This is a genomic window from Phyllobacterium sp. LjRoot231 (genome assembly GCF_964253365.1).
In the GTDB taxonomy this organism is placed as follows: Bacteria; Pseudomonadota; Alphaproteobacteria; order Rhizobiales; family Rhizobiaceae; genus Phyllobacterium.
Genome location: NZ_CAXUQT020000001.1, coordinates 112,760 through 137,569 on the forward strand (window position 1 = coordinate 112,760; position 24,810 = coordinate 137,569).

The 24,810-nt window shown below is 55.7% G+C and carries 26 protein-coding genes; 12 read left to right on the forward strand and 14 right to left on the reverse strand.

Annotated features, from left to right (window positions below; genetic code table 11):
• Window positions 1-68: 68 nt before the first annotated feature.
• The gene (locus ACSQ3H_RS00540; protein WP_436115230.1) at window positions 69-1,307 is read right to left on the reverse strand and encodes a DNA recombination protein RmuC; all 1,239 of its coding nucleotides are present in this window, start codon (window positions 1,305-1,307) and stop codon (window positions 69-71) included.
• Between the two features lie 113 nt (window positions 1,308-1,420).
• Here ACSQ3H_RS00540 and def point away from each other — a divergent pair, with 113 nt between their 5' ends.
• Genes def through truA form a run of 3 tightly spaced genes read left to right on the forward strand, consistent with a single transcriptional unit; the run spans window position 1,421 to window position 3,691 of the window.
• Entirely contained in the window at window positions 1,421-1,951 is a 531-nt protein-coding gene (gene def, locus ACSQ3H_RS00545; protein ID WP_436115231.1) for a peptide deformylase, read from the forward strand.
• Between the two features lie 10 nt (window positions 1,952-1,961).
• Window positions 1,962-2,891 carry a methionyl-tRNA formyltransferase gene (gene fmt, locus ACSQ3H_RS00550; RefSeq protein WP_436119300.1) on the forward strand — a complete coding sequence of 310 codons (930 nt, stop codon included), beginning with the start codon at window positions 1,962-1,964 and terminating at the stop codon, window positions 2,889-2,891.
• Window positions 2,892-2,905: 14 nt separating this feature from the next.
• On the forward strand, window positions 2,906-3,691 hold the full coding sequence (truA, locus tag ACSQ3H_RS00555; protein WP_436115232.1) for a tRNA pseudouridine(38-40) synthase TruA: 786 nt from the start codon (window positions 2,906-2,908) through the stop codon (window positions 3,689-3,691).
• Here truA and ACSQ3H_RS00560 read toward each other — a convergent pair.
• Both ACSQ3H_RS00560 and dapE read right to left on the reverse strand, forming a co-directional pair.
• Complete coding sequence (locus tag ACSQ3H_RS00560; protein WP_436115233.1) at window positions 3,643-4,269, reverse strand: hypothetical protein; 627 nt, start codon at window positions 4,267-4,269, stop codon at window positions 3,643-3,645. The genes truA and ACSQ3H_RS00560 overlap by 49 nt on opposite strands.
• The gene (gene dapE, locus ACSQ3H_RS00565) at window positions 4,266-5,453 is read right to left on the reverse strand and encodes a succinyl-diaminopimelate desuccinylase (RefSeq protein ID WP_436115234.1); all 1,188 of its coding nucleotides are present in this window, start codon (window positions 5,451-5,453) and stop codon (window positions 4,266-4,268) included. The genes ACSQ3H_RS00560 and dapE overlap by 4 nt, the downstream gene beginning before the upstream one ends.
• Before the next feature lie 101 nt (window positions 5,454-5,554).
• Between dapE and ACSQ3H_RS00570 the strand changes: the two genes are divergently transcribed.
• Window positions 5,555-6,580: a 2-dehydropantoate 2-reductase gene (locus ACSQ3H_RS00570; RefSeq protein WP_436115235.1), complete on the forward strand. Its 1,026-nt coding sequence runs from the start codon at window positions 5,555-5,557 to the stop codon at window positions 6,578-6,580.
• Window positions 6,581-6,615: 35 nt separating this feature from the next.
• On the opposite strand, the gene dapD is transcribed toward ACSQ3H_RS00570, so the two are convergent.
• Window positions 6,616-7,470 carry a 2,3,4,5-tetrahydropyridine-2,6-dicarboxylate N-succinyltransferase gene (gene dapD, locus ACSQ3H_RS00575; protein WP_436115236.1) on the reverse strand — a complete coding sequence of 285 codons (855 nt, stop codon included), beginning with the start codon at window positions 7,468-7,470 and terminating at the stop codon, window positions 6,616-6,618.
• 511 nt (window positions 7,471-7,981) lie between these two features.
• Between dapD and ACSQ3H_RS00580 the strand changes: the two genes are divergently transcribed.
• Window positions 7,982-8,824 (forward strand): LOG family protein, encoded by an 843-nt coding sequence (locus ACSQ3H_RS00580; protein WP_436115237.1) that lies wholly within the window; start codon window positions 7,982-7,984, stop codon window positions 8,822-8,824.
• A 4-nt stretch (window positions 8,825-8,828) separates the two neighbouring features.
• Here ACSQ3H_RS00580 and ACSQ3H_RS00585 read toward each other — a convergent pair whose 3' ends face one another.
• Complete coding sequence (locus ACSQ3H_RS00585) at window positions 8,829-9,554, reverse strand: pyrimidine 5'-nucleotidase (protein ID WP_436115238.1); 726 nt, start codon at window positions 9,552-9,554, stop codon at window positions 8,829-8,831.
• A gap of 249 nt (window positions 9,555-9,803) precedes the next feature.
• On the opposite strand from ACSQ3H_RS00585, the gene ACSQ3H_RS00590 reads away from it, so the two are divergent.
• Complete coding sequence (locus tag ACSQ3H_RS00590) at window positions 9,804-10,481, forward strand: GGDEF domain-containing protein (RefSeq protein WP_436115239.1); 678 nt, start codon at window positions 9,804-9,806, stop codon at window positions 10,479-10,481.
• Between the two features lie 36 nt (window positions 10,482-10,517).
• Here ACSQ3H_RS00590 and phhA read toward each other — a convergent pair whose 3' ends face one another.
• Window positions 10,518-11,351, reverse strand: coding sequence for a phenylalanine 4-monooxygenase (gene phhA, locus ACSQ3H_RS00595; RefSeq protein WP_436115240.1), 834 nt, complete (start codon window positions 11,349-11,351; stop codon window positions 10,518-10,520).
• A 158-nt stretch (window positions 11,352-11,509) separates the two neighbouring features.
• Between phhA and ACSQ3H_RS00600 the strand changes: the two genes are divergently transcribed.
• The gene (locus tag ACSQ3H_RS00600) at window positions 11,510-11,956 is read left to right on the forward strand and encodes an Lrp/AsnC family transcriptional regulator (protein WP_436119301.1); all 447 of its coding nucleotides are present in this window, start codon (window positions 11,510-11,512) and stop codon (window positions 11,954-11,956) included.
• Here ACSQ3H_RS00600 and argB read toward each other — a convergent pair whose 3' ends face one another.
• A complete protein-coding gene (gene argB / locus ACSQ3H_RS00605) occupies window positions 11,957-12,859 on the reverse strand; it encodes an acetylglutamate kinase (protein ID WP_436115241.1) in 903 nt (300 codons plus the stop codon).
• Between the two features lie 162 nt (window positions 12,860-13,021).
• On the opposite strand from argB, the gene ACSQ3H_RS00610 reads away from it, so the two are divergent.
• From ACSQ3H_RS00610 to ACSQ3H_RS00620, 3 genes are all read left to right on the forward strand, one after another.
• Window positions 13,022-13,561: a sigma-70 family RNA polymerase sigma factor gene (locus ACSQ3H_RS00610; protein WP_436115242.1), complete on the forward strand. Its 540-nt coding sequence runs from the start codon at window positions 13,022-13,024 to the stop codon at window positions 13,559-13,561.
• Window positions 13,558-14,268, forward strand: a complete 711-nt coding sequence (locus tag ACSQ3H_RS00615; RefSeq protein ID WP_436115243.1) for an anti-sigma factor — start codon at window positions 13,558-13,560, stop codon at window positions 14,266-14,268. Before ACSQ3H_RS00610 ends, ACSQ3H_RS00615 begins: the two co-directional genes overlap by 4 nt.
• Before the next feature lie 98 nt (window positions 14,269-14,366).
• Window positions 14,367-14,918 carry a fasciclin domain-containing protein gene (locus ACSQ3H_RS00620; RefSeq protein ID WP_436115244.1) on the forward strand — a complete coding sequence of 184 codons (552 nt, stop codon included), beginning with the start codon at window positions 14,367-14,369 and terminating at the stop codon, window positions 14,916-14,918.
• An 89-nt stretch (window positions 14,919-15,007) separates the two neighbouring features.
• Here ACSQ3H_RS00620 and yihA read toward each other — a convergent pair whose 3' ends face one another.
• The 4 genes from yihA to rpmH form a co-directional block, all read right to left on the reverse strand.
• Entirely contained in the window at window positions 15,008-15,631 is a 624-nt protein-coding gene (yihA, locus tag ACSQ3H_RS00625) for a ribosome biogenesis GTP-binding protein YihA/YsxC (RefSeq protein ID WP_436119302.1), read from the reverse strand.
• A 181-nt stretch (window positions 15,632-15,812) separates the two neighbouring features.
• Window positions 15,813-17,669 carry a membrane protein insertase YidC gene (gene yidC / locus ACSQ3H_RS00630; RefSeq protein WP_436115245.1) on the reverse strand — a complete coding sequence of 619 codons (1,857 nt, stop codon included), beginning with the start codon at window positions 17,667-17,669 and terminating at the stop codon, window positions 15,813-15,815.
• 33 nt (window positions 17,670-17,702) lie between these two features.
• Window positions 17,703-18,065: a ribonuclease P protein component gene (gene rnpA / locus ACSQ3H_RS00635; RefSeq protein ID WP_436115246.1), complete on the reverse strand. Its 363-nt coding sequence runs from the start codon at window positions 18,063-18,065 to the stop codon at window positions 17,703-17,705.
• 47 nt (window positions 18,066-18,112) lie between these two features.
• Window positions 18,113-18,247 (reverse strand): 50S ribosomal protein L34, encoded by a 135-nt coding sequence (gene rpmH / locus ACSQ3H_RS00640; RefSeq protein WP_040853797.1) that lies wholly within the window; start codon window positions 18,245-18,247, stop codon window positions 18,113-18,115.
• 255 nt (window positions 18,248-18,502) lie between these two features.
• Between rpmH and ACSQ3H_RS00645 the strand changes: the two genes are divergently transcribed.
• Both ACSQ3H_RS00645 and cls read left to right on the forward strand, forming a co-directional pair.
• Window positions 18,503-20,002, forward strand: coding sequence for a sensor histidine kinase (locus ACSQ3H_RS00645; RefSeq protein ID WP_436115247.1), 1,500 nt, complete (start codon window positions 18,503-18,505; stop codon window positions 20,000-20,002).
• Window positions 20,003-20,016: 14 nt separating this feature from the next.
• Window positions 20,017-21,477, forward strand: a complete 1,461-nt coding sequence (cls, locus tag ACSQ3H_RS00650) for a cardiolipin synthase (RefSeq protein WP_436115248.1) — start codon at window positions 20,017-20,019, stop codon at window positions 21,475-21,477.
• On the opposite strand, the gene ACSQ3H_RS00655 is transcribed toward cls, so the two are convergent.
• The 3 genes from ACSQ3H_RS00655 to ACSQ3H_RS00665 form a co-directional block, all read right to left on the reverse strand.
• Window positions 21,449-22,294: an endonuclease/exonuclease/phosphatase family protein gene (locus ACSQ3H_RS00655; RefSeq protein WP_436115249.1), complete on the reverse strand. Its 846-nt coding sequence runs from the start codon at window positions 22,292-22,294 to the stop codon at window positions 21,449-21,451. The genes cls and ACSQ3H_RS00655 overlap by 29 nt on opposite strands.
• 84 nt (window positions 22,295-22,378) lie before the next feature.
• On the reverse strand, window positions 22,379-23,662 hold the full coding sequence (locus ACSQ3H_RS00660; RefSeq protein ID WP_436115250.1) for an NAD(P)/FAD-dependent oxidoreductase: 1,284 nt from the start codon (window positions 23,660-23,662) through the stop codon (window positions 22,379-22,381).
• 102 nt (window positions 23,663-23,764) lie between these two features.
• The gene (locus ACSQ3H_RS00665) at window positions 23,765-24,691 is read right to left on the reverse strand and encodes a LysR family transcriptional regulator (RefSeq protein ID WP_436115251.1); all 927 of its coding nucleotides are present in this window, start codon (window positions 24,689-24,691) and stop codon (window positions 23,765-23,767) included.
• Between the last annotated feature and the right edge of the window lie 119 nt (window positions 24,692-24,810).

The following is a 24,810-nucleotide window of genomic DNA, read 5'->3' on the forward strand; positions in this document are numbered from 1 at the left end:
TGTTCAGGACCCGATGGCAAAACAATTCAAAACGTGCGGGAGGTCCGGCGAAATGAAAAACGAACCGCCTAGTCGTCGCCCTCAACCACCCGCAAGCGCAACTGTCCTGTCGCCGAAGCAGCAGACCGGCAAACATCCGGGTCTTTGACAACTTCGCCGACCGGCGCTTCGGCGAATTCCAGCGCCTCGATCTTTTGACCACGCTTGGTCACCTTGCTAGATGAAACAAGAATGTCATCGATATCCTTGTTGGCCTGACCGAAATGCGTCTGCAGGCGGCGCACGCGATCGTCAAGGCGGCCCACATCCTCCATCAGCCTTATGACTTCGCCTTGTATGAGGTGCGCCTGTTCGCGCATGCGCACGTCTTTGAGCACGGCCTGAATGACCTGGATGGAAAGCATGAGCAGCGACGGCGAGACGATGACGATGCGCGAACGATGCGCCTTTTGCACTACGGCTTCGAAATTCTCGTGAATTTCGGCAAAAATCGATTCCGACGGCACGAAAAGAAACGCCGTATCCTGTGTTTCACCGTTGATCAGATATTTTTCGGCGACATCACGAATGTGGATCTCCACATCACGGCGGAACTGAGCAACTGCTATCTTTTTGCCTTCCGGACTTTCCGACTCGCGAATGGCATTCCATGCCTCCAGCGGAAACTTTGCGTCAATGACGAGATTGGGCGCACCGTTCGGCATACGCACGACGCAATCCGGCCGGCTGCCGTTGGATAGTGTTGCCTGAAACTCGTATGCGCCTTGCGGCAGGCCATCAGCGATGATTGCCTCCATCCGGGCTTGGCCAAAGACACCGCGCGTCTGCTTGTTGGCAAGGATAGCCTGCAGTTGCACTACCTGACCGGCGAGGGCCTGGATATTGTTCTGCGCCGTATCGATAACCGCCAGCCGCTCCTGCAACTTCGCCAGATTTTCGTGCGTTGATTGCGTCTGCTCCGTCATGGTCTGGCCGATACGACTGGTCATGCCATCAAGCCGTTCGCGAATCGACTGATTGAGTTCGGCCTGCCGCGAGCCGAATAGCTCGGCCATGGTCTGCATGCGGCCCTGCATTTCCGCTTGGCTTTTCAGAATCTCGCCCATGCGCACTTCGGCATCGCGTGCACGGTCTTCTGCCTGGATCTCGGCAACCATCCGCATCCGCGTCGAGCGTGACACTGCAATGACAGCGAAGACCACTATAAGTGCCACTGCGACGGCCGCCGCAAGCAATGCCGTGCCCAGAGATACGGAGCTCGAGCCGAGCTGGAACAGCGTTTGATTTAGAGAAATTGACGTTTCCATATTGTGCAGACTAACCGATTCGGATGGCAAATGTGAGATCAAAACGAGAACATTTTTACAATTGGTTTTCACATCGGATTGACGGTTGAAAGCCGAGATATTAGGTGATGCTCATGTCTATCAAACCACTTGTCATTCTCCCAGATCCGCTACTGCGTCAGGTGTCAAAACCTGTGGAGCGCTTCGACGCCGATTTACGGAAGTTTTCCACCGATATGCTGGACACCATGTATGATGCGCCAGGTATCGGCCTTGCAGCCATTCAAGTGGGCGAACCGCTGCGGATGCTGGTGATCGATCTCGCCAAGGAAGACGAACCCAAGGCACCACAGATTTTCATCAATCCGCAGATATTGTCGTCGAGCGATGAGCGCAATGTGTATGAGGAAGGCTGCCTGTCCATCCCTGACTATTACGCGGAAGTCGAGCGCCCGGCACAAGTGCGCGTTTCCTATGTCGATATCGATGGCAAGCAGCACGAGGTTGCCGCAGAAGGGCTGTTGGCCACTTGCCTGCAGCACGAGATCGACCACTTGAACGGCGTCCTGTTCATCGATCACATTTCGCGGTTGAAACGAGAGATGGTGGTCAAGAAATTCAAGAAACTCGCCAAGGACCGCCCGCCAGGCCGGCTGGCGGTGTGAACAGATGAGTTTGCGCATTGTCTTCATGGGAACATCGGAATTCTCGGTGCCCATCCTTAACGCCTTGATCGGCCAGGGGCACGAGATTGTAGCTGTCTACAGCCAGCCGCCGCGCCCAGCAGGACGGCGCGGGCTGGAGCTGACGCCTTCCGCGGTACATCGTAACGCCGAACAGTTCGGCATCGAAGTGCGCACGCCGAAGAGCCTGAAATCTGAAGAGGAGCAACAAGCGTTTCGCGATCTCCAGGCCGATGTTGCGGTCGTTGTGGCTTATGGGCTTATCTTGCCTGCCGCAATTCTCGAAGGCACGCGGCTTGGCTGCTATAATGGCCACGCTTCGCTGCTGCCGCGTTGGCGTGGAGCGGCGCCTATTCAGCGCGCGATCATGGCCGGTGATCTCGAGACCGGCATCATGATCATGAAAATGGACGAAGGTCTTGATACCGGTCCTGTGGCCATGGCCGAGAAGGTAAAGATCACAGCCGATATGACTGCGGGCGAGTTGCACGACCAGCTCAGCATGGCAGGCGCCGATCTGATGGTCCGCGCGATGGCAGCTCTGGAGCGCGACAGCCTTACATTGACGCCGCAGTCCGAAGACGGCGTCACTTATGCCTCCAAGATCACCAAGGCGGAAACCCGCATCGACTGGACGCAGCCTGCCATCGATGCTCACAATCGCATTCGCGGCCTTGCGCCTTTCCCCGGTGCCTGGTGCGAGATGGAAATCGGTGAAAATCTCGAGCGGGTCAAGCTGCTGCGCTCGATCCTGGCAACCGGCGTCGGCGATCCTGGAACCGTGCTTGGTGACGATCTGCGCATTGCCTGCGGTGAAGGTGCCGTTCGCCTGCGCTCATTACAGCGCGCAGGCGGCAAGGTCATGGATGGACAGGAGTTCCAACGAGGCGCCAAGATCGCACAGGGAATGCGCCTGCCATGAACGGCAAGACCTAAGTGCCTCGCTACAAGCTGACCATCGAGTATGACGGTACCGGCTATGCCGGGTGGCAACGCCAAGAGAATGGCCACACCGTTCAGGCTGCCATCGAGCAGGCTATTTTCAAGTTTTGCGGCGAAACCGTTGCGCTTGGCGCTGCCGGCCGCACCGATTCCGGCGTGCATGCGACGGCGCAGATCGCGCATGTGGATTTGACGAAAGACTGGAGCAGTTCGAAGGTGCGCGAGGCGTTGAATGCCCATCTGGTCATCGCCGGGGAAACCGTCGGCATCATCAATGTCGAACTCGTCGGAAGCAATTTCGATGCGCGGTTTTCGGCGACGGGACGGCACTATCTTTATCGCATCATCAACCGCAGGCCTCCCGCGCCGCTCGAAATGCACCGGGCATGGTGGGTGAAGAAACCGCTCGACGAAAAAGCCATGCATGAGGCTGCACAACGGCTCATTGGTACACATGATTTCACTACGTTTCGCGCGACTCAATGCCAATCAAAGAGCCCGGTGAAAACGCTCGATTATTTGAGCGTTTCGCGCAGCGGTGAAATCATCGAGATCAGGGCTTCCGCGCGGTCATTCCTGCACAACCAGATCCGCTCCTTTGTTGGAACGCTCAATGAAGTCGGTTGCGGGCGTTGGGATGCGGATGATGTCACCGCTGCGCTTGACGCGCGCGATCGCAAGGCGTGCGGACCTGTTGCGCCTCCTTACGGTCTTTATCTCATCGGCGTCGACTATCTCATCATCACCGGCTCGGGCAGGGAAATTCCTAGTATATTTTGAAGCAGGATCATCAGAAAGAGCGAGCCGATTACCATCGCCGCGAAGAATGCGGCCGTATAGGCATGGGATTTTTTCAGCGCGACGTGCGTCAACCGGTAGGTCAGGTACATGATGCCCCCATAAAGCACGAGGCCAAAACCTGTTGCCAAAGCTGGCCAACCGGGCAGCAGTAGCCGTGCCAGCGTTGCGGGCACCATAAGCCATGCGCCAATCGCGGTTCCCCAGTTGCTTGCGACGACATAGGGGCTGAAACGCTTGTTGAGACCGAGCCGCCGGGCGCTGAGGGCGAGAACGACCAGCGGTATCACCCACGATGCAAGATCGACAAACGCCACACGGCCCATGATGGAAAAGCGATTGCCCGTTTCCGGTTGCAGTGTGATCATGTCGTTAGCGAAGATAATCCAGCCCAGGATGAGCGGCGGCAGGGAAATCGTAATGGCATGAAATGACTGCCAAAAGCCATCTTCGGAAAAATCGAGTTGATCAAGCCCATCGGCATGACCATTCATCATCCGCCATGCGCCCCACAGATATCGCTGAACCTCATCAAAATCCGGCATATCACTCGTATTCATGCAAAAAAATCCGCGATAAAGCGTTCGTAGATTTGTGTCAGTATTTCAAGATCGGCAATCGCCACCCGCTCGTCAACCATATGCATCGTCTGGCCTACAAGTCCAAACTCGACCACCGGGCAGTAGTCCTTGATAAACCGGGCATCGGACGTGCCGCCGGAGGTGGAAAGTTGCGGTCGCTTTCCGGTTATCGCTTCGACTGACGAGGTCAAAGTCCCGATCAATTTTTCGTCGCGCGTAAGAAAGACGTGACTTGGCCGATCTCGCCAGATCAGTTCATAGTTTACCGGTGCCTTCTTGCCAGGACGCAGCTTGCGACGACCGGCGGCCTTGTCGAGACGGTTGTGAATCTCGGCCATCAAGGTCTCATCTGTCCAGGTGTCGTTGAAGCGAACGTTGAATGTCGCCGTCGCCTTGGCCGGAATGACGTTCACCGCCGGATTGCCGACGTCGATGGTCGTGATTTCGAGATTGGTGGTCTGGAAGTCCTTGGTTCCCTTGTCGAAAGCGGGATAGAGCAGGCTATCAACCAGCGTCACCAGCCCCCGAACAGGATTGTCGGCGAGGTGCGGATAGGCCACGTGGCCTTGTACGCCCTGAACGACGATGGTGCCCGACAGTGAGCCGCGGCGGCCGATCTTGATCATGTCGCCGAGCTTGTCCGGATTGGTCGGCTCGCCAACAATCGCCGCATCCCAACTCTCGCCTTTCGCCTTGGCCCATTCCAGCAGCTTGCCGGTACCATTAATGGAAGGACCTTCCTCGTCCCCGGTAATCAGGAAGGATATCGAACCTTTGAGTTCCCGATTTTTCTCAAGATAACGTCCTACAGCCGCAGCAAAGCAGGCAATGCCACCCTTCATGTCGACAGCGCCGCGCCCATACATTTCGCCATTGTGCGTTGCTGCCGAAAATGGCGGATAGGTCCAGGCCGCCTCGTCGCCGACGGGTACAACATCCGTGTGGCCGGCGAACATCAGATGCGGTCCATTACCGGAACGCCTAGCATAGAGATTTTCGACATCCGGTGTACCGTCTTCGCTGAAGACCGGCCTTTCCACCGCAAAGCCAAGTGGCGCTAGCATGGCTTGAAGTGCTGTCAGCGCACCGCCTTCGGCTGGCGTCACCGACGGACATGCAATGAGTTGGGCGAGATTTCGTACGGGATCTGTCGAGGATTTCATGCCTAAAGCGATAATGGAAAAGCGCGATGCTGTCACGTACTGGATGGCAGTTCGTGCTTCTGATTTAATGGGTGGAAGCAACTCAACCAGAGGCCAGCGACATGATCGAAAGTAACAGCCGGATCGTCATAGCCGGCGCAGGGTCGATCGGGTGTTATGCAGGCGGTTGTCTTGCCGCGGCGGGCAAGGCAGTAACCTTGCTTGTTCGACCTCGGATGGTGAAGCTACTTCAGCAAGAGGGTCTAAAAATCATTGACCCCGACGGAGCTGAAAAACTGATCGAGCTCGAGCAATTTTCCCTGACAAGCGATCCTGAGATCGCATTCCGGCAAGCCGATATCATTCTCGTCACCGTCAAGAGCGGCGCAACCGAAGAGATGGCCGAGCTGATAGCGGGGTGTGCGCCATCAAAGGTCATTGTGGTCAGCCTGCAGAACGGCGTCGGAAATGCTGAAACGCTGCGCCAACATCTGCCACCGGAAGCGCCCGTGATCTCCGGGATGGTTCCATTTAACGTCGTTCAGTCTGAACCCGAGGTAACGCCGCTTAATGTAAGGCGGACAATGCCTGGGACCATTCTCATTGATGACACTTTGGACGGTTTGGCAGAGGCTCTTTCAGTTCCGGGGCTCGCCATCAAAGCGCATCCGAATATGCAAAGCATTCTTTGGGGCAAGCTGTTGATGAACCTCAACAATGCTCTCAACGCGCTTTCAAACTTACCGCTTGTGAAGCAATTGGCAGATCGGAAGTGGCGGCTTCTGCTGGCAGATCAGATGAGCGAAGCCCTCAAAGTCATGAGAGCGCACGGTATCACGCCGGCAAAAGTGCAAGGAGCGCCGCCCGCCGTTCTTCCCTGGATTCTCCGCCTGCCAAATTTCCTGTTTCGCCTTGCTGCTCACAAAATGCTCGCCATCAATCCCCACGCCCGTTCCTCCATGTGGGAGGATTTTTCACGTGGACGCGCAACCGAGATCGACTATCTGCAGGGTGTGATCGTTCGATTGGCCGACGAGAAAAACATCGCCGCCCAGCTCACGCTAAAGGTGTTTGCCTGTGTGAAACAAGCGGAGGGTAAGCCGATCCGCAGCCATTCGGTCGAAGAAATTCGTGCTATGAAGGTTTAGGAAAGAGGAGCAAGAGCCCTCTCTCCTTTATGAGATCAGTCGCGCAGCAACTCGTTGATCGAGGTCTTCGAACGAGTCTTTTCATCGACGCGCTTGACGATCACGGCACAATAAAGACTGGGACCTGGCTCACCATTGGGGAATGGCTTGCCGGGCATCGTGCCTGCAACGACTACCGAATAAGGGGGAACTTCGCCATAAAAAATCTCACCGGTAGCGCGATCGACAATCTTGGTCGATTTACCGATAAATACGCCCATACCAAGAACTGCACCTTCACGAACGATACAGCCCTCGACCACTTCGGAACGGGCGCCAATGAAGCAATTGTCTTCAATGATCGTCGGTCCGGCCTGCATGGGCTCGAGAACACCCCCAATGCCGACGCCGCCGGAAAGATGCACATGCTTGCCGATCTGCGCGCAGGAACCAACCCCAACCCATGTGTCGATCATTGTCCCTTCATCGACATAGGCGCCGAGATTGATGAAAGATGGCATCAGGATCGCACCCGGAGCAACATAGGCCGAGCGGCGTACAATCGCACCCGGAACGGTGCGAATACCTGCTTTGGCAAATTCAGTCGCACCCCAGCCGTCGAACTTCGATGGGACCTTGTCCCACCAAGGTGCACCGCCGGGGCCACCTTCGATAATGCCCATTGGGTTGAGCCGGAAAGAAAGCAGGACGGCCCTTTTCAGCCATTGATTGACTTTCCAGTCGCCATTCGCCTGCTTCTCTGCAACACGGGCTTCTCCGCTATCGAGCAACAGAAGAGAGGTCTCCACCGCTTCCCGAATTTCGCCGCGTGTTTCGGTGCTGATTGCATCGCGTTCTTCGAAGGCCGTGTCGATCGTCTTCTCGAGACTGGTCAGATCGGGCTTGGACATTTTCAGATCACTCCATTAAACGGGCGGTTAAGGTTAGAGCCTTTCACGCCTAAATAGAACAGTTCTGTTTCCCGGATGGCGAGACAATCCACGCGGAAGGTGGCGAGGTCGATGTCTTTCCATCGGACGAAGCCGCCTGACAAAGTGGTTGGCCGCCAGCCGGAAACCCAGCCGTTGGTTTGCTTTGGCAAACCAACAAGCTGTTAAACCCGCTGGTCGAATTATCCGCATTTCGAGAGAAATGCGGTTCGACCAGTGGGCCGGGTGAATTCGGGCCAAATCCATCGGGCTTCGGCGTCGTCCGATGGAAAGGCATCGGCCTCGCCAAACCCCTCGACCTTGTCCACAAATTCCCTCCGGCAGAACGATTCTATTTAGGCATGAAAGGCTCTAATGGTAGGGCTACTAAGTTAAGTCTGTGAGAGGGTCAATCGTAGCGTCACATTGTTGGATGACGAGTCGATTTTTATGTCTCTAAACGCCATAAGTGTCCGCAGAAGGAGAAAAACAATTGAACACTGATGAAAAAAACAGCTGGACGCCGTTTTCACATTCCTCCGAAGCTGTGCGCCGCGTGGAGACCGCACCGGAAACGCCGCAGACCCAATCGGATACCTATCGCCTGGCTTTCGCCGATCCGGATTTCATGACACGCCGTGAACTCCGTGCCGTGCGGCTACAGCTCGAATTGCTGAAGCCGGAGATGGCTCTCGCCGAACGTGGCATCCGTTCAACGGTTGTCCTGTTTGGCGGGGCGCGTATTCCGGAACCGGGCGGTGCTGCCTGGGCTGCAAAAAACCAAACGCAGAAGAAAAACCTCGAAGCCAACTCGCATTATTACGCTGAAGCCCGCAGGTTCGCTCAACTTTGTTCGATCTATTCGTCAACGACCTACAACCGTGAATTCGTAGTCGTGACTGGCGGCGGCCCCGGTGTGATGGAGGCAGGCAATCGCGGTGCAGCCGATGTCGGTGCACCAACGATCGGTCTCAACATCGTGCTGCCGCATGAACAGGCGCCCAATGCCTATGTGACGCCGGAGCTTTGCTTCAACTTTCACTACTTCGCCATTCGCAAGATGCATTTCCTGATGCGTGCCAAGGCTATGGCAATCTTCCCGGGCGGCTTTGGCACGATGGACGAGACGTTTGAAGCTCTTACTCTCATTCAGACCGGACGTATGGAGCGCATTCCCTTCCTGCTGTTTGGCAAGCCATTCTGGGAAAAGGCAATCAATTTTGACTTCCTTGCCGAACAGGGCGTTATCTCGCCTTCAGATCGCGAGTTGATAACCTTCGTCGATAATGCTGAGGAAGCCTGGGAGGTTATCAAAACCTTCTACGAACTGACCTGACGTTTCACGCAGGCTCATTCAGGGCCGTCTGACCCGGCAAAATGGCGCTGAGGAACGAAGCGAGGTTGTCGGTAACATAGTCGACGTGATCGGTATGACCAGGATCACGCTCCCAGATTTCCGAGAATGTCGGTTCGAAATTGTGCGGAACGATCAACACCGTCGTCATGCCCAGAGCTTTCGGCACGATGAGGTTGCGCGCCAGATCTTCAAACATGACGCTGCTCGCCGCATCGATCTTGTGCCGGGCAAGAAAGCGGTCATAGGTCTCGCGGGCAGGCTTCGGCAGCAGTTCCGCGGCGACAATATCAAAGATGTCGTCGAATTCATCAAGAACGCCAAGCTGTCGCGCGGCACGCTCGGCGTGTCCGCGATCACCATTGGTGAAGATGAATTTGCGGCCAGGCAGTTGCCGGATGGCGATGGCCAATGAAGGGTCGGGCACCAGCCAGGAATAATCGATGTCGTGGACCTTCTGCAAAAAGTCGTCCGGATCGATGTCGTAGCGGTCCATCAACCCTTTGAGCGTCGTGCCATAATCCTTGTAAAATTGCTTCTGCATCTGTCGCGCATCGGTACGGGACAGCTTCAGAAGATCAGCGACATAGTCCGTCATTTTCACATCGATCTGGGAAAACAGATTGGAATGATGCGGATAAAGGGTGTTGTCGAGATCGAAGACCCAATCGGTCACATGGGCAAAATTCAAAGGTTCAGGTTGATTTGTCATACGCGATTAAGGTTCCGCCGTTTTCTGATGGGCAAAAGCAAATTCAGAAAATTCTGTTTCGCTCCCGAATCAATAGACGAAAAGAGTCTGAACTACGACCGTTTTTAAATTTTTCACTAACAACCGCTTCATCTGTTCCTCGTATTGGTCAAGAGCTGTCTTCGAGGTCCGATGTCCAGAATTCTCTTCAAATGTGCAATGGTTATGATTATTTCCGTGACGTGCTCCTTGTTGATCACTGGAGCCATCATGATGGCCAACGATATGCACGACACAAGGGGCTATATGATCGCCACCATCTGTCCGCTGGTGATTTCTCCAGCCATCTCCTTCATGGTCTTTCGGCAGTCGGAGAAATTACGGCTGACCCTGGAAAAGCTCAATCAGGTCATGCACGAGCTTGAGATCACCAATGCGAAACTGTTCGAGAAGTCATCGCGTGACAGTATGACGGGCCTGCTCAACCGCGAAGCGTTCTTCAACTATATCGAGGATGCGCGCGCCAGACGAACTGGTTCACTCTTGATCATAGATGCGGATCATTTCAAGAAAATCAACGATATGCACGGCCACTATAATGACGATGGCGCGTTGATGGCGATCGCGCAATGTATTACCGGCTGTATAGGGAAGGACGACAGTACCGCGCGTATCGGCGGCGAAGAATTTGCTGTTTTCCTTGCGACGGACGATGAGAACAACGTCAAGTCCATTGCGGAAACCATTCGGGCAGCCGTGAATCGCATCGAATTTCGGACGCCGGAAAACGAGCGTGTTCCTCTGAGTGTCAGTATCGGCGGCATCGTGGGACTGGCAAACGGAACGATTGCCGATCATTTTCAGATCGCCGATCGCAGACTTTACGAGGCCAAGCGCAATGGCCGCAATTGCGTATTCATTCAGTCGAGCATGAAAAGTGCTGCCTGAGGCAACCAGTTTATAACAGCCGGTTGCTGGCTATCTTTAGACCGTTGCCGGATCCAATGGCTCAACATCTCTCCAGCGCGCAATCAGTTTCGCCATGTCGGCTTTCTCAAATGCATCTCTCAGCGCAGCGAAGGATGGCAAAACAAAATAGGCCCGCTGGAACTTGTCGATTTCATACGCAGTCCGCATCACCGTTTCCAGATCAAATGCAACGTGGTGCGAGTCTAGGCTTGTTACCGCAAACTGCAATTCACTGAACGACGACATGAGTCCCGCGCCGAACGCTTTGAGCGGTGCGCCCTCTTCCTGCATCAATCCAAATTCTGCCGTGTACCAGTAAAGCCGCGCCGCAAGTTGCTCGCCGCCCATGCGTGATGCCGCGCCACCCTTCTCACCGTAAAGCTGCATGAAGTCGGCAAAGACCGGCTGGCTCAGGATAGGAACGTGGCCGAAGAAATCATGAAACATATCCGGCTCGACGATATAGTCGAGTTCCTTCTTGCTGCGCAGCCAGTTCGTCACCGGAAAGCGCCGGTTGGCAAGATGATCAAAAAACGGCTCATTCGGAATCAGACCGGGCACGGCAACGATTTCCCAACCGGTCAGTTTATGAAGTCGCTCACTCACCTCATGGAAATCCGGAATCCGATCGAGAAGACCGAGAGCGTCCACGCCATCAAGATAGCTGTGGTGAGCAAGTTTCGATGTCAATTTCGTCTGGCGATCACAGAGGGTGCGCCAGACCTCCTGGTCTTCATCCGAATAGTCGTATTTCTGCTCAACGGTGAAATCCGGCTGGCAGACCGCGTAATTACCCCGCAGTCCTTGCTCTGCACATTCGCGCGCATAGGCTTCAACGCTGATCGTCATGGCTTCCTCCTCAATTTCTTGCCTTTGCAGAAGGATACGATGAGAAAATAAGAGGATTTGACTTAATCAGCTCAGTTGCGCATCATTATGAGTGGATTGTTAGATAGTTTGGAGAATTTCGAGTGACTTCATCTCAATTTGGCGATTTCGAAATCAAGATGCTACAGATTCTTCAAAGCAACGGACGCGTTGCGATCACTGACCTCGCCCAGATGATTGGCCTATCGGCAACGCCGTGCGCCCGCCGGTTCGACCAACTTCAGGAAAGTGGTGTCATCCAAGGTTTTGCAGCCACCATTGACAGAAGATCTATCGGCCTGATGGTCGAGGTTTTCATCCAGGTGCGTCTCAACACTCATAGCGACGATTCTCCCGAGCGCTTTATCGCCGAAATCCAGCGTATGGACGAGGTCTCGTCTTGCTGGACAATGACCGGTGAGCACGATTTCCTTTTGCACGTCATGGTGCCGACCGTGGACGATCTCAATGCTTTCGTCATGCACCGGCTGATGCGGCTGAAGGGTGTGCGTGATGTGCATACCCAGCTCGTCCTGCAGAATATCAAGGGACCGGGAAAAATCCCGCTCGATCATCTCAAGAAATGATCACGGAACGATCAGCGTTCCTGCACCGCGCTCCGTGAAGAGTTCGAGCAGGACAGAATGAGGTGTCTTGCCATTCAGGATGACAACGCCCTCAACGCCGCGATTGATCGCATCGATACAGGTTTCCACCTTCGGGATCATGCCACCGGATATGGTGCCGTCCTTGATCAAGGCCCGAGCCTGCGCCACGGAAAGCTCCTTGATCAGTTGCTTGTCCTTGTCGAGAACACCCGGAACGTCGGTCAGGAACAACAGGCGAGAGGCGGCAAGCGCGCCGGCGATGGCGCCAGCAAAGGTGTCGGCATTGATATTGTAGGTGTGGCCGTCGCGTCCAGGTGCGACCGGCGCAATCACGGGGATCATCTCGGAACGGGCGAGAAGATCAAGCAGCGTCCGGTCGACTTCCACAGGTTCGCCGACAAAACCGAGGTCGACGATCTTCTCGATGTTGGAATCGGGATCGATAATGGTTTTCTTCGCCTTTTCGGCAAAGACCATATTGCCGTCCTTGCCGCAGAGGCCAATCGCCCATTCACCCTCGGCATTGATCAGGGCGACGATTTCCTTGTTGATGGAACCAGCGAGCACCATCTCGACTATCTCAAGCGTCTTCGCGTCGGTTACGCGCAGGCCGCCTTCGAACTTCGACTCGATGCCCATGCGCGCGAGCATTGACGCGATCTGCGGTCCACCTCCATGAACGACGATAGGATTGATGCCAGACTGCTTGAGAAGCGCGATATCGCGGGCAAAGGCCTTACCCAGAGCCGCGTCGCCCATGGCATGGCCGCCATATTTTACGACGACGGTCTTGTTTTCATAGCGCTGCATATAGGGAAGAGCAGCGGAAAGCAGACTTGCCTGTATTTCGGCAGTGTGATCAGCGTCGGATGTGGAGGACATGCGCAAGCTCCAGCTTGGGAAGGACGGGGCGTTCTTAGCGTTAAAGACGGTTTCGGGCAAACATGATTTAGGCTCTATGCCAACGTTTTTAGCGTCTCGGCATTGACAGTTCGTCCAGTCGGCAGATTTAAATCGGAAATAAAAGCTGGAAACGCCATTTGTATGACGCCTGAAGGCATATCGGAGCTGATTTCGCGAGTCTCGTTGCGAGACCGCTCGGCATTCGATGCGCTATACGGGTCCACAAGCGCGAAACTTTTTGGCGTGTGCCTGCGTGTCTTGGGTAACCGAACGGAAGCAGAAGACGCGTTACAAGACATCTACGTCAAGATTTGGAACAAGGCAGATCGATTCGCCGTCGCTGACACCAGTCCTATTTCATGGCTTGTCGCGATCGCTCGCAATCACTGCATTGACGTACTGCGGTCACGCAAACCTGCAGCGGTCGAATTGGATCAGGCCGCAGAAGTTTCCGAACCGTCACCCAATCCCGAACAGGCTGCGGTTGCTAGTGGGGAAGCGCAACGCATCTATGATTGTCTCGGCCAGCTTGAGGCAGACAGAGCAGCGGCTGTCCGCGGCGCCTACCTGAATGGCGACAGTTACGAAGTACTGGCCAGCCGCCATAATGTGCCGTTGAATACAATGAGGACCTGGCTGCGCCGCAGCCTGATAAAACTGAAGGAATGCCTGGAGGGATGAGCCCGATCGAACCCGATGACAACACAACGCCGGAAGGCGACGATTTCGTCGCTGCCGAATATGTGTTGGGCGTGCTCCCCGAGGAGGAGCGCCGGGAAGTTGCGCGCCGTATCGAAACGGACAAGTCATTCGCCCTGCTCGTTGCGCGCTGGCAAAGACAATTCGACCCTCTCAATGACGAGTTCGATGCGGCGGCCGTACCGCAACACCTGAAAAGCCGGATCGATCAGCGTCTCTTTGCCATTGAAGTGGCCGCCAACGCGTCGTTCTGGAATAATATTGCTTTTTGGCGCGGGCTCGCGTTCGCTGCGCTCGCTTTTGCCGTGATCGGCATCGGCCGTGATTTGATTCAGCGCCCTGCTCGGACGAGCGAGCAACTGGTCGCATCGATGGAAGTGCAAGGTAGTCCCGTCCATACGCTGGCGATTTTTGATGACCAAACCAAGAAGCTGAAAATCACCGTAGTCAGCGGCGATATGCCAAAGGACCGCTCGCTCGAACTTTGGCTGATTGCCGGAAACGAAGCGCCTGTCTCGCTTGGCCTGATGGTTTCGCCGCAAGTGACGGAGTTTAACCTATCGTCGCCATTACTCGCCAAGTTGCGTGATGGAACGACATTGGCGCTGACGGTAGAACCTGTTGGAGGCGCGCCAGGCGGCGTGCCAACCGGCCCGATTGTCGCTGCGGGCATCGTGCGCAAAATCTAGCGCCTCCTTATTTTTTATGGCGCCTGAAACTTAAATCGCCAACCTTCCGTATCTCCATCCGTCCTCCGCTGAGGGGAAATAAACAATGGAGATGAAGTATGTTGAAGAAATCATTGGGCCTGATCGCCCTTTCAACCATCCTGATTGCCGGAACTGCTTACGCCAAGAACCCGACGGTAGGCGGTGCCGCCATGTATGAGAACAAGAACATCATCGAAAATGCCGTGAATTCGAAGGATCACACGACCCTCATCGCAGCAGTTAAGGCTGCCGGCCTTGTCCAGACACTCGAAGGCAAGGGGCCCTTTACAGTTTTCGCGCCGACGAACGAGGCATTCGCGGAACTTCCAAAAGGGACTGTCGAAACGCTGCTGAAGCCTGAAAACAAGGACAAGCTGACCAAGATCTTGACCTGCCACGTGGTTGCCGCCGACGCCTCATCGAAAACCATCATGAAGATGATTGATGACGACGAGGGCGCTCACCCGGTCAAGACAGTTGGCGGGTGCGTATGGACCGCCAAGTACAAGGGCAAGAAGCTTACTCTGACGGACGAAAACGGAACGGTGGCTACTGTAACCATCGCCAATGTCAAGCAATCGAACGGCGTCATCCATGTGATCGACAAGGTTCTTCTGCCGAAAATGTAGTCAGAGATCCTGGTTCATTTGCGCAGAGTGAACCTGGCCTTTGCCCCGCTCGACCCGCTGGATCGTGTGCGGGGCACTTTTTGCGGATGCTATTCTTCTAGAAGCAGGGCGATCGCGGCGCGGAGTTCATCGAGCCCGGCGCCTTTTTCAGACGACGTCGCCAGGATTTCCGGATAGGCCGCAGCGCGCTTTCTGATGGCCTGCGCCGTCTCTTCCATCAGGCGCGGGACACCGGCGGGCTTGATCTTGTCGATCTTGGTGAGAACGATCTGATAGGACACGGCAGCGCGGTCCAAAAGGTCCAGCACCTCGGCATCATTCTTTTTCACACCATGACGGGCATCAATCAGCAGGTAAACACGCTTGAGCGTCGTGCGCCCGCGCAGATAATCGAAGACCAGCCGTGTCCAGGCGTCCACCTGCTCTTTCGGTGCTTCAGCGAAGCCATAGCCCGGCATGTCCACCACTGCGAGCGGAGGCAGGTCTCCGTTCTCGCCCGAATGGCCATCCGGAACGAAATAGTTGAGTTCCTGAGTCCGGCCAGGCGTATTCGATGTGCGCGCCAAGCCCTTTTGGCCGATGATCGAGTTGATCAGCGACGATTTACCAACATTGGAACGCCCGGCAAAAGCGATTTCAAGCGGCCCTTCCGGCGGCAGGAACTTCATTGCTGGAACGCCGCGAATAAAAACCCAGCCTTGTGCGAAGAGCATTCTGCCCTTCTCGACCAGCCTGTTTGTGTTTTGCTGCGCTTCGCTCAATTTTTCTTCCGTCCATTTGCCGCGCCACGTACGGCCTCGCCCTGCAATCAATGTTTATAAGGGGCTTGTCAACCGCGCAAAAGAAAAGCCCCCGATCAGGTCGGGGGCTTTTGATTACTTAAAAAGTCACTCGCTATTCCGCAGGTTTCGGCTTCTTGCGAAACAGACCGGTAAGATTGTCCCACAATTCGACCTTCACGCCCTGGCGCTTCATGATGATTGCCTGCTGCGTGATCGAAAGCGTGTTGTTCCATGCCCAGTAGATCACCAACCCGGCCGGGAAGCTCGACAACATGAATGTGAAGATCAGCGGCATCCAGTTGAAGATCATCTGCTGCGTCGGATCTGGCGGCGTCGGGTTCATGCGCATCTGAAGGAACATCGTGATGCCCATGATCAGGGGCCAGACGCCGATCATCAGGAAGGCCGGAACTGCCCACGGGATCAGGCCGAAGAGATTGAAGACGGAAGTTGGGTCTGGCGCAGCCAGATCCTGAATCCAGCCAAAGAACGGCGCGTGGCGCATTTCGATGGTGACGTAGAGGACCTTGTACAGCGCAAAGAAGACCGGTATCTGGATTACCACCGGCCAGCAGCCTGCAATCGGATTGATCTTCTCCGTCTTGTACAACTCCATCATAGCTTGCTGCTGTTTGACTTTATCGTCCGCATATTTCTCGCGGATTTCGGTCATTTTCGGCTGAACCAGCTTCATGCGTGCCATGGAAGCGTAGGATTTATTCGCAAGCGGGAAGAACAGGGCTTTGAGCAAAACCGTTACGACCAGGATGGCGACGCCGAAATTGCCGATGGCCTTATAGAGCGTGTCGATCAGGTAGAACATCGGCTTGGTGATGAAATAGAACCAGCCCCAGTCGATCAAGAGATCGAATTGGCGAATGCCACGATCTTTTTCATAGGCATTGATCTTGCCGACTTCCTTGGCGCCCGCAAAGATCAGGTTCTCAATCGTTGCCGATTGACCGGGCTCGATTGTCGTCGGATCGGACAGATAGTCACTCTGATAACGCGGACGGCCATCCTCGAAATAAGACATGCGCGCCTGAAACGGCTTCGATGAGGAAGGAACAAGGGCAGCGGCCCAATATTTGTCGGTAATGCCAATCCATCCGCCGGTTGTTGCCTTGGGGGGCGAGACTTCCTTTTCCTTCTCGATCGCGGCGAACTTGTATTCCACGAGACCGTCATCACCGATTACTCCGATCGGGCCTTCATGCAAAACATAGGTGCTCGGATGCAGAGGCTTTGAAAAGCGCGTCACGCGGCCATAGGAGGCAAGCGAGATAGGCGCCGGGGTCCCATTGGTCACAGCATCCTTGACGGTAAACATGTAATTGTCATCGACGCTGATGGTGCGCTTGAAGGTGAGGCCCTTCTCATTGGTGAAGGTCAGCGTTACCGGTGTGGACGGTGTGAGATTATTGTTGCCTTCGACGGTCCACACAGTCGCCGGGCCGGGAACCGTCCCCGTCAAATCATTGCCAGTGAAGCCAATCTCGGCGAACTGACCGTCGGCCATCTGCGCAGGGCTCAAGAGCTCAATATTCGGCGAATTGTCATCGACCGTCTCGTGATACTGCTTCAATTGCAAATCATCGAGCCGCGCTCCGGTCAGGCTGATCGAGCCGCCGAGGCTCGGCGTGTCGATCTTGATACGGCTCGTCTGGCCAAGAGCGGCTGCGCGGGTCAGGCTGCCAGCCTGGGCGGCGTCCTGTGACTGGCCAGGAATATTCGCACCTGGGGTGGCCGGTGTCGAGGACGGCAGATTATTCGCTGCGTTGCCGTTAGCGGCCGTGCCTGCGGGCGTGCTCGCCTGTCCGTCAACGCGCGTTTGTCCTTGCCGCGTGGCCTCGATCTGGGCCTGTTCGCGCTGCGCTTCGATCTTGGGGTTCATGTAGAACACCTGCCAAAGCGTCAGGATCACAATGGACAAGGCAATGGTGATAAAAAAATTACGGTTCGTTTCCATTGTCAGTCCTTGGGTCGGGTTCGCGGGTGCCTGTTAGGGTTTCGTCGAACGCCGGGTCAATATTTTCTTGGAAACCCGTTTCGAGAGTTCCCGTGTCAAGTCAGCGAACGGCGCATCAAGCGCATCGCGGCGAGCAACGATCACATAGTCGGTTCCCGGGGCCATGTCATCAGCAACATTGACGCGCACGGCCTCTCGGAGGCGGCGTTTGATGCGATTGCGGATAACGGCATTCCCGTTCTTTTTGGTGACCGTAAAACCTACGCGCGGCGGACCATTCTTGTCCTCTCGCTCTTTGACTTCGACAAGAAAATAGACGCCGCGGCGCTTTTCTCCGTTTCGGACAGCCAAAAACTCCGCTCTCTTGCGAAGGCGGAGTGGTTTTTGCTCATTCATTCTGTAGTGCCAGCTCTAGCCGACCGCACGATTTCGCGCGGAATGCCTTACGCTGACAACCGCTTGCGACCGCGAGCGCGACGCGCTGCAATAACCTTGCGGCCGCCTGCAGTTGCCATACGGGCGCGAAACCCGTGGCGACGTGCGCGGACAAGCTTGGATGGCTGATAAGTACGCTTCATTTGTTAAAATACCGCGGTGTGCGGCCCTTCTTGTGGTCTGTTCTTTGACAGGAGCATATCAGGACCGCCATTAGCGTATAAGAATACGCCGTTGATAAACGTCACGGGGGCGGTCAGCCCGGACGTGCGCGGCTTATAGAGGCACGATGCCGATAAGTCAATTGATTGACGTAATTCAAAAATAGGCAAATCCGGGCAACTGATTTATTGTACCGGATACGCGTTTGACTTACATCAAACGCTCATGGAGTCAAAATGACGGCAACTCAACAAAATCCAGAAACGACGGGCTTGCAGTTGCATGCTGGCCGGCGTTTGCCCGTCCTGAAACGTCTTTCTGGCAAGTTGCTGCGCCTTACCCTCTTGTTCGGCCTTCTCGCAGAAGTGATGATTTTTGTCCCTATCATTGCAGATATGCGTATTCGCTGGCTTTCTGACCGGCTCAACACCGTTGCGGCGGCGAGTGTAGTGTTGGCTGCTAGCGACAGCGAGGACATACCGCAATCGGTACAGAATGACGTGCTTCTCGCGACGGGGACGAAAGCGATCGTTTTGCGCGAAAAAGGGGCCTCCAGGCTTCTCGCCGTATCGGAGATGCCTTCTAAAGTGGACAGGCACATCGATATTACCGTCACGGATCCGGTGACAGTGATCCGGGATGCATTCGACACGCTGATCAATGGCGGACATCGAATTATCCGCGTTTATGGCCCGGTCGGAGACACCGGTAAAATTATCGAACTTCTTACCTCCGACGCCCCGCTACGCAATGCGATGCTGCGCTATGCCCGTAATGTCGCGCTGATTTCGCTGTTCATTTCACTCATCACGGCTGGCCTCGTCTTTCTCACGATCAGCCGCCTGCTCATTCGACCCATCCAACGCATGAGTGACAATATGCTAGCCTTTGCGCAGGCACCGGATGATCCACAGCGCATCATCAAGCCAGAGGCTCGCGAAGACGAACTCGGTATCGCGCAGCGGGAACTCGCCGATATGCAGCACCAGTTGCAACGAACCTTAGCCGAGCAGAAACATCTTGCCGACCTCGGCCTTGCGGTTTCCAAGATCAACCATGACATGCGCAATATTCTGGCTTCGGCACAGCTAATATCCGATCACCTCGCAAACACCAGTGATCCGGCGATCCAGCGTTTCGTACCGAAACTGGTGCGCACCATCGACCGCGCCATCAACTATTCGCAGACAGTGCTCGCCTACGGCGGCACGCAGGAAGCACCGCCGCAGAGGCGGCGGGTAAAGCTGCGCACGATCATCAGCGACGTCGAGGAAATGCTCAACCTTGATGCGAAATCAGAGATAGAATTCAAGAATCTCGTGCCCGCGGATTTCGAAATCGATGTCGATCCCGATCAATTCTTCCGCATCATTTCCAATCTCTGCCGAAACTCAATTCAGGCTATGGCCAGCGACACCCGCGGTGATCCATCGGTGGTCAAGCGATTGACAATCACTGCAGGACAGATCGGCACGACTTCGATCATTGGCATTGATGATACGGGCCCCGGTCTACCGCCCAAGGCGCGCGAAAATCTGTTTACGGCGTTCAAAGGATCGGCTCGCTCAGGTGGCACCGGCCTTGGTCTCGCTATTGTCCATGAACTTGTACGGGCTCACGGAGGAACGATTGAATTGCGCGGTGGCGAAGGAGCGGGCACCAGTTTCGAAATCCGCATTCCTGACCAGCCGGTTTCGCTGGCCGAATGGCGTTCGCGCCGGGACTCCGCGTCCTGACATGAAACGCCGCAATGGCTGATTACCTCTTCACCTACTGGCCGCAAATTTTCTTTGTGCTATCGATCGTTCTCGGTGTGCCAGCGGCCATTCATGCGACTATGACCAAGGAAGAGGTCCGTGCCGCCATAGGCTGGGTCGGCGTGATCATCCTCTCGCCGGTGATCGGTGCCGTCATATATGCGGTCGCTGGAATCAACCGTATCAGACGTTCCTCCATCTCTTCGCAGCGTGAATTCCTGCACGAAATTGGCCAAGACCATTTCATGCGCTTTGACGCCAGCCAAGAAAATGTACTCGCGCATTTCGAGAAGCGCTTCGCGGCAATGAAGGCGCTCGGGGATCGCGTCAGCCGTTGCCGTCTGACGACCGGCAACGACATCGACATATTGCAGAGCGGTGATGAAGCCTATCATGCCATGCTCGCTGAGATTGGCGATGCCAAGCGCAGCATCTTGGTCGAGACGTATATTTTCGATCGCGACAAGATCGGGCTTCGCCTAGCTAATGCACTGATTGCGGCGGTCAAGCGCGGGATCGAGGTACGGGTCCTGATCGACGCCGTGGGTGCTCGCTATTCCATTCCAAGCATTGTCGGCTATCTCGCGAAACATGGCGTCAAGGTCGATGTCTTCAACGGCAACATCATCATGGGCTTGCGCCTGCCCTATGCCAATCTTCGGACCCACCGCAAGATTATGATTATTGACGGTCGGATTGCGTTCACCGGAGGCATGAATATCCGGGCCGGTTTCTCCGCGGAAGTTGCTGGCGAAGACAACGCGCGCGATACCCATTTCCGCCTGACCGGTCCTATCGTCACGGATCTGTTCCACATCGCTTCGGAAGATTGGCGCTTCACGACCAGGGAAGTGCTGTCGGGCGAGCCCTGGCATATTACCGCGCCCGAGAAACACGCAGGCGAGCCCGTGTTCATTCGCGCTGTGCCATCGGGACCAGATCGCAGCCTCGAGGCCAACCACCGAATGCTGATGGGTGCCTTTTCGATTGCACAGACCCACATCCGCATCATGTCACCCTATTTTCTGCCTGACCGCGAACTGATCAGTGCACTTGTCACCGCTGCACGACGCGGGGTGGAGGTTGATATCGTCGTTCCGGCAATCAATAATCTCAAACTCGTCGATCGCGCCATGACGGCTCAGTTCGACCAGATTCTCAAAGGTCACTGCCGCATCTGGCGTGCCAGCGGCAATTTCAACCACTCCAAGTTGCTAGTGGTTGACGGGCAGTGGGCCTATGTCGGATCGTCAAACCTCGATCCGCGATCATTGCGGCTGAATTTCGAAGTCGATCTCGAGGTTATGGATGCAGCGTTTGCGTCCGAAGTGGAAGGGCTTGTCAAAAAGGCAATGTCAACTGCCAAGCCAGTTTTGCTTCAAAACTTGCGCGCGCGTTCGTTCTGGGTGCGCCTGCTCGACCGGATTATCTGGCTAGGCTCGCCCTATCTCTAATTGCTTCTGTCTCGGCCAACGCTGATTTCAGGTCGACGTAGGCCTTGATCGGCAAATGATCGGAAGCAACGCGGGCCAAGGGTGTGTCGTGAACCTCGATAGCCGTAACAAGGCTGTGTGGGTGGCCAAGAACCCGGTCTAGCGCCAGGACAGGAAAGCGTGAAGGAAAGCTTGGCACCGCATTTTTTGCCGGATCGAAGACCGGGCGAAGGAAATGCAACGAGGAACCTTTGCCCACACGCCATTCGTTCAAGTCACCAAGCAGCAAGGTCGGACGTGACGGATCGGCATGAACCGCCCTTAGGATAGCTTCCGATTGCTGCTGGCGGGAATGTCTAAGCAAACCGAGATGTGCGGCAATGATGCGAAGCGGGCCGGCTTCGAGATCTATATCAACCACCAACGCACCGCGCGGCTCAAGGCCGGGCAATACAAGCTGTTGAACGCGGCGGACCACGCCCTCGCGAAATAACAGCAGATTTCCGTGCCAGCCATGGCCTTTGGGGTAAAGCGAAGTCACCGGAACAGGAACGAGGCTGTTCTCGCGATGGAGACGCGCTAGATCGAGCAGGCCCGTTCTTTCACCAAAGCGCTTGTCGGCTTCCTGGATGGCAATGACATCCGCGCCGATTTCGCCAATGACATGGGCAATACGATCCGGATCGAACTTCTTGTCAATCCCTACGCATTTGTGGACGTTATAAGATGAAATCAGCAAATCATTGCGCACGATCCTGCCGACGCCGATCGGGCGCTTGTTGCGGTTCCTGACCGCGGCGAAAATGCTGGCGGAGACGCTCGGTCTGGTGTGCCGCATCGGCTTCTTGCTGTCCATCTCTTAGAGATATGTCGGGACGCCAAGAATGGCAAGCGAATGCAAATGTCGGGTTAACACCATGCCTCAAAACCGGTTCCCCACCAGATGCGCCAGTTGCGCGCCGACCTCATAGTAACCTTCACGAATTGTCCGCAAGCCCTGTTCTTTCGGCTGGGTAACTGGCAGCGGCAAGTCTGCGTCGGTAATCTTGCCGACAATATGCTCCGCTAGAAGGCGGCCGAACACCGTGCCCGGTGCGATGCCGCGGCCATTGTAGCCGCTGAAACTGATGACATTCGGAGCGAGGGTGTGGAAGCGTGGCAGGCTGTCACTAGTCATCCCGATCTGGCCGTACCACCCCGCTTCGAACGTCACGTCCTTGATCTGAGGAAAAAGCTTACTGATGGACCGTGCAGCCCATGCCTTGTGCACTGCCATGCCTGTGCCGCGCAATGCTCCCACGCTGCCGAAAACCAACCGCCCGGCTTTATCCATGCGGAAGGAGCTCAATATTTCTTTCGTATCCCACCCGCCCTGCCGCTCGGGAAGGATTGTCTTTCTGACGTCTTCGGGTAGTGGTGTTGTGGCGAAATTGAAATAGGGTAGGTGCAGAAGTTCTGCCCGTAGTTCCGGCCATGGCGACGTTGTATAGGCGTTGGTGGCTACCACGACCCAGTTAGCTGACACCGTGCCCGACGGCGTGCGCACAATCCAACGATTGCCGGAGCGCTCCGTCGAAGTAACCGGCGTTCCGGTATAGACCGCGGAGCCGGCATCGAGAGCAGCTCTTGCCAGTCCGCGGACATAGCCGAGAGGCTGGATTGTGCCGGCCCGATTGTCCAGCAAAGACGCAGCATAAGCATTTGAGCCAACCTTGGCGGCGGTTTCCTTCGCATCGAGCAGACGAACCGCAGCACCGCGGGCGAGCCACTGTTCGGCGCGTTGCTCGAGCTGTTTCAACCCATCCTGGCCGACAGCGCAATGCAATGTGCCGGTGCGCTCGAGCTCGCATTCGATCTGATGCTTGTCGACGAGATTGAAAACCGACTGTGGCGCGTTGCCGAGCAGTTCCAGAAGGCGCTCACCATGCACCTGCCCCAATACGCCCGGCAGATCATTTGGCATTACCCACATGCCAGCATTGACGAGGCCGACATTTCTGCCTGAACCACCGAACCCAATCTCGGCAGCATCCACCACCGCGACCTTTGTCCCTGCTTCAGCCAGATGCAAAGCGGCAGAGAGCCCGGTGAAGCCAGCGCCAATCACCGCCACGTCAACGGATATGTTCCCCTGCAGCCGTTCCGTCGTAGGCGCAGGCGGCGCGGTCTTTTCCCATAGGCCGTGGGAACGTTCATCATTCAGCATGGGATCACCGTCGGGTCGGCCGGAGATAACCGGCGCATTATCATGCCGTTATAGGACGTGATTCTGCCAGCGAAAATGAAAAATCTTGAAGACATGATGCGATCAACGAATGACAGGCGGTGCTATCTGCCGGTCGCTGACCTGATCGGCGATCCAGGCAAAAAAGGTCTGTGCCAGAGCGTTTTCCTTTTTGTGGTCAGGCACCACAAGATAATAACTGTTCTCGGTCTGGAGCGGCTGGTCGAAAAGCACGAGCAAACGCCCCGATGTAAGCTCCTGCTCGATCAGATAGCGCGGCAGCAAGGCGAAGCCGAGCCCGGCGAGAGCCGCCTCGATGACCATGGAAAAATGTTCGAAGCGGTGCCCTTTATAAGGGCTGGCGATCTCCGCTTGCACCGTTTCGAACCACGAGGCCCACGCCTTGGGTCTTGTTGATAGATGCAGCAGCGGCGCAGAGTTCGCCAATTCGGCCGGTGTCTTCACGGGATTGGCGGCGCAAAGCTCTGGACTTCCCACGGGTACGATCAGTTCGCTGCAAAGATAGGTACATGTGGCATGAGCCCAGACCGGCTGTCCGTAATGAATCGCCAGATCGAAAGGCTCTTCCTCGAAATCGAACGGCTCCGAGCGTGACGCAACACTCAGCGCCATTTCGGGATGGTGGCGCAAAAAATCGGGAAGCCTCGGCATCAGCCAGCGGCTGCCAAAGGTTGGCAGGGTGGCGATGCTCAGGGAAGACGCAGACTGTGACGCCGCCATGGCGCGCAGCATCGTCTCTTCGGTCAGACCGAGCAGGCGCCGCACTTCCGGAAGAAACTTCTGTCCGGCGTCAGAGAGGACAACACGCTGACGGATGCGCTCGAACAACAGCACGCCGATCTGGCCTTCAAGTTCGCTCATCTGCCGGCTGACGGCACTCTGCGTCAAATTCAGTTCTTTCGCCGCCTGAGTAAAACTGCCATGCCGCGCAGCACATTCGAATGTCTGCAGAATATCAATGTCCGGGATTAAGCGTCTTGTTAACTTCATTCGTATCTCGCATCAACCCAGTTTGAATCATCGCAATCCGCAGGGCATTATCTTATCTATAATCCAGATTAAGCATGACGGCGACGAAATTCGCTGTCGCACCAACACAGCGGAACTAT

Coding starts and splice junctions, on each gene's coding strand:
- ACSQ3H_RS00540 (WP_436115230.1), bottom strand. CDS start 1,307: ATGGAAACGTCAATTTCTCTAAATCAAACGCTGTTCCAGCTCGGCTCG.
- def (WP_436115231.1), top strand. CDS start 1,421: ATGTCTATCAAACCACTTGTCATTCTCCCAGATCCGCTACTGCGTCAG.
- ACSQ3H_RS00560 (WP_436115233.1), bottom strand. CDS start 4,269: ATGAATACGAGTGATATGCCGGATTTTGATGAGGTTCAGCGATATCTG.
- dapE (WP_436115234.1), bottom strand. CDS start 5,453: ATGAAATCCTCGACAGATCCCGTACGAAATCTCGCCCAACTCATTGCA.
- ACSQ3H_RS00570 (WP_436115235.1), top strand. CDS start 5,555: ATGATCGAAAGTAACAGCCGGATCGTCATAGCCGGCGCAGGGTCGATC.
- dapD (WP_436115236.1), bottom strand. CDS start 7,470: ATGTCCAAGCCCGATCTGACCAGTCTCGAGAAGACGATCGACACGGCC.
- ACSQ3H_RS00585 (WP_436115238.1), bottom strand. CDS start 9,554: ATGACAAATCAACCTGAACCTTTGAATTTTGCCCATGTGACCGATTGG.
- ACSQ3H_RS00590 (WP_436115239.1), top strand. CDS start 9,804: ATGATGGCCAACGATATGCACGACACAAGGGGCTATATGATCGCCACC.
- phhA (WP_436115240.1), bottom strand. CDS start 11,351: ATGACGATCAGCGTTGAAGCCTATGCGCGCGAATGTGCAGAGCAAGGA.
- ACSQ3H_RS00600 (WP_436119301.1), top strand. CDS start 11,510: ATGCTACAGATTCTTCAAAGCAACGGACGCGTTGCGATCACTGACCTC.
- argB (WP_436115241.1), bottom strand. CDS start 12,859: ATGTCCTCCACATCCGACGCTGATCACACTGCCGAAATACAGGCAAGT.
- ACSQ3H_RS00610 (WP_436115242.1), top strand. CDS start 13,022: ATGACGCCTGAAGGCATATCGGAGCTGATTTCGCGAGTCTCGTTGCGA.
- ACSQ3H_RS00615 (WP_436115243.1), top strand. CDS start 13,558: ATGAGCCCGATCGAACCCGATGACAACACAACGCCGGAAGGCGACGAT.
- ACSQ3H_RS00620 (WP_436115244.1), top strand. CDS start 14,367: ATGTTGAAGAAATCATTGGGCCTGATCGCCCTTTCAACCATCCTGATT.
- yihA (WP_436119302.1), bottom strand. CDS start 15,631: ATGCTCTTCGCACAAGGCTGGGTTTTTATTCGCGGCGTTCCAGCAATG.
- yidC (WP_436115245.1), bottom strand. CDS start 17,669: ATGGAAACGAACCGTAATTTTTTTATCACCATTGCCTTGTCCATTGTG.
- rnpA (WP_436115246.1), bottom strand. CDS start 18,065: ATGAATGAGCAAAAACCACTCCGCCTTCGCAAGAGAGCGGAGTTTTTG.
- rpmH (WP_040853797.1), bottom strand. CDS start 18,247: ATGAAGCGTACTTATCAGCCATCCAAGCTTGTCCGCGCACGTCGCCAC.
- ACSQ3H_RS00645 (WP_436115247.1), top strand. CDS start 18,503: ATGACGGCAACTCAACAAAATCCAGAAACGACGGGCTTGCAGTTGCAT.
- cls (WP_436115248.1), top strand. CDS start 20,017: ATGGCTGATTACCTCTTCACCTACTGGCCGCAAATTTTCTTTGTGCTA.
- ACSQ3H_RS00655 (WP_436115249.1), bottom strand. CDS start 22,294: ATGCGGCACACCAGACCGAGCGTCTCCGCCAGCATTTTCGCCGCGGTC.
- ACSQ3H_RS00660 (WP_436115250.1), bottom strand. CDS start 23,662: ATGCTGAATGATGAACGTTCCCACGGCCTATGGGAAAAGACCGCGCCG.
- ACSQ3H_RS00665 (WP_436115251.1), bottom strand. CDS start 24,691: ATGAAGTTAACAAGACGCTTAATCCCGGACATTGATATTCTGCAGACA.